Origin of the sequence: Vibrio sp. OPT18 (assembly GCF_015163615.1) — a bacterium.
Taxonomy (GTDB): domain Bacteria; phylum Pseudomonadota; class Gammaproteobacteria; order Enterobacterales; family Vibrionaceae; genus Vibrio; species Vibrio coralliirubri.
Genome location: NZ_JADDYK010000063.1, coordinates 1 through 6,361, shown reverse-complemented (window position 1 = coordinate 6,361; position 6,361 = coordinate 1). Strand labels below are relative to the sequence as shown.

6 protein-coding genes and 7 tRNA genes are annotated in these 6,361 nt (G+C 44.4%); 12 read left to right on the top strand and 1 reads right to left on the bottom strand.

Features of this window, described 5'->3' with window-relative positions:
* The coding region (gene hemA / locus IQQ51_RS27270; RefSeq protein ID WP_228012951.1) for a glutamyl-tRNA reductase at positions 1–618 on the bottom strand (618 nt) is incomplete at its 3' end.
* A 160-nt stretch (positions 619–778) separates the two neighbouring features.
* On the opposite strand from hemA, the gene lolB reads away from it, so the two are divergent.
* The 12 genes from lolB (at position 779) to IQQ51_RS17105 (ending at position 6,354) form a co-directional block, all read left to right on the top strand.
* On the top strand, positions 779–1,426 hold the full coding sequence (gene lolB, locus IQQ51_RS17160; protein WP_193841641.1) for a lipoprotein insertase outer membrane protein LolB: 648 nt from the start codon (positions 779–781) through the stop codon (positions 1,424–1,426).
* Positions 1,423–2,298 (top strand): 4-(cytidine 5'-diphospho)-2-C-methyl-D-erythritol kinase, encoded by an 876-nt coding sequence (ispE, locus tag IQQ51_RS17155; RefSeq protein ID WP_193841640.1) that lies wholly within the window; start codon positions 1,423–1,425, stop codon positions 2,296–2,298. Before lolB ends, ispE begins: the two co-directional genes overlap by 4 nt.
* A 27-nt stretch (positions 2,299–2,325) precedes the next feature.
* Positions 2,326–3,270 carry a ribose-phosphate pyrophosphokinase gene (locus IQQ51_RS17150; protein WP_004739814.1) on the top strand — a complete coding sequence of 315 codons (945 nt, stop codon included), beginning with the start codon at positions 2,326–2,328 and terminating at the stop codon, positions 3,268–3,270.
* 208 nt (positions 3,271–3,478) lie between these two features.
* Positions 3,479–4,069: an aminoacyl-tRNA hydrolase gene (pth, locus tag IQQ51_RS17145; protein WP_004739815.1), complete on the top strand. Its 591-nt coding sequence runs from the start codon at positions 3,479–3,481 to the stop codon at positions 4,067–4,069.
* A gap of 10 nt (positions 4,070–4,079) precedes the next feature.
* Positions 4,080–5,171, top strand: a complete 1,092-nt coding sequence (gene ychF / locus IQQ51_RS17140) for a redox-regulated ATPase YchF (RefSeq protein WP_010439159.1) — start codon at positions 4,080–4,082, stop codon at positions 5,169–5,171.
* Between the two features lie 280 nt (positions 5,172–5,451).
* Positions 5,452–5,528: transfer RNA gene (locus IQQ51_RS17135), tRNA-Met, on the top strand.
* Between the two features lie 67 nt (positions 5,529–5,595).
* Positions 5,596–5,680: transfer RNA gene (locus IQQ51_RS17130), tRNA-Leu, on the top strand.
* 29 nt (positions 5,681–5,709) lie between these two features.
* A tRNA-Gln gene (locus IQQ51_RS17125) sits at positions 5,710–5,784 on the top strand.
* 77 nt (positions 5,785–5,861) lie between these two features.
* Positions 5,862–5,938 (top strand) — tRNA-Met (locus IQQ51_RS17120).
* Positions 5,939–6,012: 74 nt separating this feature from the next.
* Positions 6,013–6,097, top strand: a tRNA-Leu gene (locus IQQ51_RS17115).
* Positions 6,098–6,126: 29 nt separating this feature from the next.
* Positions 6,127–6,201, top strand: a tRNA-Gln gene (locus IQQ51_RS17110).
* Positions 6,202–6,269: 68 nt separating this feature from the next.
* Positions 6,270–6,354: transfer RNA gene (locus IQQ51_RS17105), tRNA-Leu, on the top strand.
* The last annotated feature ends 7 nt before the right edge of the window (positions 6,355–6,361 follow it).

Genomic DNA, 6,361 nt, shown 5'->3' with positions numbered 1-6,361 from the left:
CTTGGTACAGCCATTCGCTGAAAGATGCTTAGCCACCAACTCAATGGTTTCACCCGCACCCACCAATAACACAGTTGAATCGGCAATCGACTCAAAGATGTGCTTGGCTAACGTACAAGCTGCGTAAGCAACCGAAACCGCGCTTCCGCCGATCTCCGTTTCAGTTCGAACACGCTTCGCGACAGAGAATGATTTCTGGAACAGCTTTTCCATTGAAGCATCAACAGATTTGTTCTCTCGCGAGTCTGTATAAGCTTGCTTCACCTGACCTAAGATCTGTGGCTCACCCAATACCAAAGAGTCCAAGCCACAAGCTACGCGCATTAAATGTTTAATCGCCGCCTGCTCTTCATGGACATAAATGCTCGGTTTTAGCTCTTCAGGGCTCACTTGATGGAAAACTGACAACCAATCGATGAGCTTGTTTTTTGCCACGCCTTTGACGTCACAATACAATTCAGTTCGATTACAGGTAGAAAGTATGACACTTCCATTTACGTGTGCATTTGCGTTAAGTTGCTTGAGTGCCTCAGATAATTTATCTGGACCAAAAGCTACTTTTTCTCGCAATTCAACCGACGCTGTATTGTGATTGATACCTACGGCAAGCAAAGACATGTATCAGAAGTTCTCGATCAGGGAATGGAAACAAGGGGCGAATTTTACTTGATGCATGGCTCTATTTAAAGAGCAAGCGGGATTTGTTTTCCTGACTTCGTGAATTCAATGCTATAGTTGAAGCGTTTTTTAGATAAATTTGAACAAGTTGTGAGCAAATATGAGCAAGCTTCTCAAAATCACGTCTCTTATTTTTATGGCCATAATTATGGTGGGTTGCTCGTCTATCCCAGAACAACCAACCAGCGTTGAATGGCAAAGTCATCAAAACCGGCTTTTACAGATAGACAACTATCAAGCCTCAGGCAAGCTCGCTTACATTTCCCCAGAGCAACGCCAAAGCCTAAATTTCATTTGGAAGCATTCACCAAATCAAAGTCAATTAAGGCTTACGACTTTTCTCGGTCAAACTGCATTGAACCTAACCATAGATCCATCGGGTGCAAAAGTCGTGACCTATGATGATCAAGTATTTACTCATGCGAGCGCTTCAGTCTTGGTTGAGCAGCTGACAGGCTTACAGATCCCTATTGATCATCTACCACAATGGTTCCTTGGCATTCCAGACCAAGCCGATAGCTACCAATTGAACACCACCAACACGCTTGAATCTCTCACCAAACAAGTCAGCAACCAACTATGGACACTGAGTTTTGCTAACTATCGCAATACAGAGATGCCGAATAAGCAACTATCGGATGAAGACAAGACTAAGGTAGAGACAATCCCACTCCCTACTCGATTGTCATTCAAGCAAGACAATAACAAAATCAACATTGTAGTTTCGAAGTGGACACTGAAAAAATGATAACAACGCCAACCCATTGGCCTTCTCCGGCTAAACTGAATTTATTTCTCTATATCACTGGTCGACGTGACAATGGCTATCACGAACTTCAAACTTTATTTCAGTTTGTCGATTTTGGTGATGAACTGACGGTGACCGCAAACTCAGAAACTAACTCAATAACAATCACACCAGAAATTCCTGGGGTAGCACTTGAAGACAACCTGATCTGGAAAGCCGCTACTGCGCTACAGCAATATACCTCAACCTCTTTCGGTGCCGATATTGAACTCAAGAAAGTACTGCCTATGGGTGGCGGTATTGGCGGAGGCTCTTCAAATGCAGCAACCGTATTAGTCGCTCTGAATTATTTATGGCAGCTCAACCTGTCAGACGATCAACTCGCCGAGATCGGTTTGAAGCTTGGTGCTGACGTTCCTGTCTTCGTTCGAGGCCACGCCGCCTTTGCTGAAGGGGTTGGAGAACAGCTACAGCCCGCTAATCCGGATGAAAAATGGTATCTTGTGGTTAAGCCTCGAGTGAGCATAGCAACTGTAGACATATTCACACATTCAGAATTAACTCGAAACACGCCAAAGCGAGCGCTATCAACGCTTCTAGAGCAAGAATACGTAAACGATTGCGAAAAAATTGTGCGAATGCTGTACCCAGAGGTTGATAAGCAACTTTCATGGCTGCTACAATACGCGCCGTCGAGATTGACTGGCACAGGTTCGTGTGTTTTTGCTGAATTTAACAGCAAAAAAGAAGCCGAATTGGTGCGAGAACAACTGCCTGACACAGTTTCCGCTTTCGTAGCGAAAGGAAGAAACATTTCTCCTTTAAAAGAAACTCTGGCTGAATACCAATCAGCCCACCCACAATCTATTTAAAACTGGACGCAACCCGAGGTTTCCACCGTGCCTGATATGAAGCTATTTGCTGGTAACGCAACACCTGAACTAGCCCAACGTATTGCTGATCGTCTATACATCTCTCTTGGCGATGCTACTGTAGACCGTTTTTCTGATGGCGAAGTCGCTGTTCAAATCAATGAAAACGTTCGTGGTAGCGATGTATTCCTGATTCAATCAACTTGTGCACCAACCAATGACAACCTTATGGAATTGGTGGTAATGATTGACGCAATGCGCCGTGCTTCTGCTGGCCGTATTACTGCTGTAATCCCTTACTTCGGTTATGCCCGTCAAGATCGTCGTGTACGTTCTGCTCGTGTGCCAATTACTGCAAAAGTTGTTGCAGACTTCCTTTCTAACGTTGGCGTTGACCGCGTTCTTACTATCGACCTACACGCAGAGCAAATCCAAGGCTTCTTCGATGTACCTGTTGATAACATCTTCGGCACTCCAGTTCTTCTAGAAGACATGGCTAACCGTGGCCTAGAAAACCCAGTTGTGGTTTCTCCAGACCTTGGTGGTGTTGTACGTGCTCGTGCAACGGCTAAAGCGCTAGGTGATGTTGACATCGCTATCGTTGATAAGCGTCGTCCACGAGCTAACGTTTCTGAAGTAATGAACCTAATCGGTGATGTTGAAGGCCGTGACTGTGTTATCGTTGATGACATGATCGATACGGGTGGCACACTATGTAAAGCAGCTGAAGCGCTTAAAGAGCGCGGTGCTAAGCGTGTATTCGCTTACGCAACTCACGCTGTTTTCTCTGGTACTGCTGCGAACAACATCAAGAACTCTGTTCTAGACCAAGTTATCGTAACGGATTCTATCTCTCTATCTCCAGAGATGGCTGCGACTGGTAAAGTGACAACACTTAGCCTTTCTCGCATGCTTGCTGAAGCGATTCGTCGTATCAGTAACGAAGAATCAATCTCAGCGATGTTCAATTAATCAAAGCCCAATAGCTTTGCTTTAGGAACACACGAGAGAAAAACATTAAGCACTTCATTCAATGAAGTGCTTTTTTTATGTCTGAGTAATATTGCACTGTTAGTTATCACAAACAGGAATAATCGCGCAGCTATCAGCTAGCTCGCACCTTTTTCATAAACTGTGATATCATACGGCGCTTTTTGAAATCCCAAGAGAGATCCATACCTTGAGCCAACAAATAAAACTTCTCGTTGGACTGGCTAATCCAGGTCCAGAATACGCCAAAACTCGCCACAATGCGGGTGCTTGGGTAGTTGAAGAATTAGCGCGTGTACATAACGTGACACTAAAGAACGAACCAAAGTTCTTTGGCCTAACGGGTCGTATCATGGTTCACGGTGAAGATCTTCGTTTGCTGATCCCAACGACTTTTATGAACTTGTCAGGCAAAGCAGTTGCAGCCTTAGCAAAGTTCTACCAAATTAAACCAGAAGAGATCATGGTCGCTCACGATGAGTTAGATCTGCCTCCTGGTATTGGAAAGTTTAAAAAAGGTGGTGGTCATGGTGGACACAATGGTCTGAAAGACATCATCAGCAAGCAGGGTAACAATAAAGAATTCTATCGTCTTAGATTAGGCATTGGCCATCCAGGACACAAAGATAAAGTTGCAGGTTATGTATTAGGCAAAGCTCCTCAAAAAGAGCAAGAGTGTATCGAGGCCGTCGTTGACGAATCGGTTCGCAGCCTAGACATCTTATTAAAAGATGGCCTACCAAAAGCACAAAATCGCTTACATACGTTCAAAGCAGAATAAGGTTTATATCATGGGTTTTAAATGTGGCATCGTTGGTCTACCAAACGTTGGTAAGTCAACTCTGTTTAACGCACTGACTAAAGCAGGCATCGAAGCAGCAAACTTTCCATTTTGTACGATCGAACCAAACACAGGTATCGTTCCGGTTCCAGATCTACGCTTAGATGCATTAGCAAAAATTGTTAATCCACAGAAGATCCTTCCAACGACAATGGAATTCGTAGATATCGCGGGCCTAGTAGCTGGCGCATCTAAAGGTGAAGGTCTTGGTAACAAATTCCTAGCTAACATCCGTGAAACTGACGCTATCGGTCACGTTGTGCGCTGCTTTGAAAATGAAAACATTGTTCACGTTGCTGGCAAAGTATCTCCAATCGAAGATATCGAAGTGATCAACCTTGAACTTGCACTGGCTGACTTAGACAGCTGTGAGCGTGCAATTCAACGTAACGCGAAGAAAGCAAAAGGCGGCGACAAAGACGCTAAATTTGAAATCACTGTACTAGAAAAGCTACTTCCAGTTCTAACTGAAGGTGGTATGGCGCGTACTGTTGAACTTGGCAAAGAAGAAGCGGCAGCAATCGGCTACCTAAACTTCCTAACACTTAAGCCAACAATGTACATCGCAAACGTTGCAGAAGATGGTTTTGAAAATAACCCATACCTAGACGCTGTTCGTGAATACGCTGAAAACGAAAACAACGTAGTTGTTGCTGTTTGTGCAGCAATCGAATCTGAGCTTTCTGAACTTGATGACGAAGATCGCGAAGAGTTCCTAGCGGATATGGGTATCGAAGAACCAGGTCTTAACCGAGTGATCCGCTCTGGTTACGAACTACTGACTCTTCAAACTTACTTCACAGCTGGCGTTAAAGAAGTTCGTGCTTGGACAATCCCTGTAGGTGCGACTGCGCCACAAGCAGCGGGTAAGATCCACACAGACTTCGAGAAAGGTTTCATCCGTGCTGAAGTTGTTGGATTCGATCACTTCATCGAATTTAACGGTGAGAGCGGTGCGAAAGACGCAGGTAAATGGCGCCTTGAAGGTAAAGAATACATCGTTAAAGATGGTGACGTTGTTCACTTCCGCTTCAACGTATAATTCTGATTAAACATCTAGAAAAAAGGCCAGTGAATTCACTGGCCTTTTTGTTTTCCCTCTTTCTAAATTACCCCTCACCGGAAACTTAACTTCCTATATATATCGCCTTTTAGACCTATTTTTTGTCGACAAATACGCCTCTTTGCCTAAAAAGAAACCGAACAGATGTTTATTCGCGATTTATTCAAAAAAAAAGTTGACGGGTTTCGCTCAACTACGCATAATGCGCCCCGTTCACAACGAAGCGGCAACGTCTCGAAATGAACGACAATTTGGAAATGGCTACTTAGCTCAGTTGGTTAGAGCACATCACTCATAATGATGGGGTCGCAGGTTCAAATCCCGCAGTAGCCACCATTTCCTAAGCACTCTATGTGTTATTAAACACATGTTTATTAACGACAAGAGTTTTTAGGAAAGTAAAGCGGTCGTGGCGGAATTGGTAGACGCACCAGATTTAGGTTCTGGCGCCGAGAGGTGTGAGAGTTCAAGTCTCTCCGACCGCACCATATTGAGATATCTTAAGTGATATCATTGTTGGGCTATCGCCAAGCGGTAAGGCACTGGCTTTTGATGCCAGCATTCCCTGGTTCGAATCCAGGTAGCCCAGCCACAATTTAAAGTGTAATTATCTTTAAAAAGATAATGGCATTGGAAGCGAGATTATATTATATTACTTCGCTCTCAGATGGCTACTTAGCTCAGTTGGTTAGAGCACATCACTCATAATGATGGGGTCGCAGGTTCAAATCCCGCAGTAGCCACCATTCTTTCTTTATGAAAGAAGAACAAACAACGTTATATTGAATTACCAATGTCGATATAACTACAAAGATTTGCTGCGGTCGTGGCGGAATTGGTAGACGCACCAGATTTAGGTTCTGGCGCCGAGAGGTGTGAGAGTTCAAGTCTCTCCGACCGCACCATTATTTAGATATCTTAATTGATATCCTGTTGGGCTATCGCCAAGCGGTAAGGCACTGGCTTTTGATGCCAGCATTCCCTGGTTCGAATCCAGGTAGCCCAGCCATTACAACGTTACTTAGACAAACCATAAGTCTTCTTAACTATACTCTTCGCTAGAGTAAAAGCTTTGCTGCGGTCGTGGCGGAATTGGTAGACGCACCAGATTTAGGTTCTGGCGCCGAGAGGTGTGAGAGTTCAAGTCTCTCCGACCGCACCATTATTTA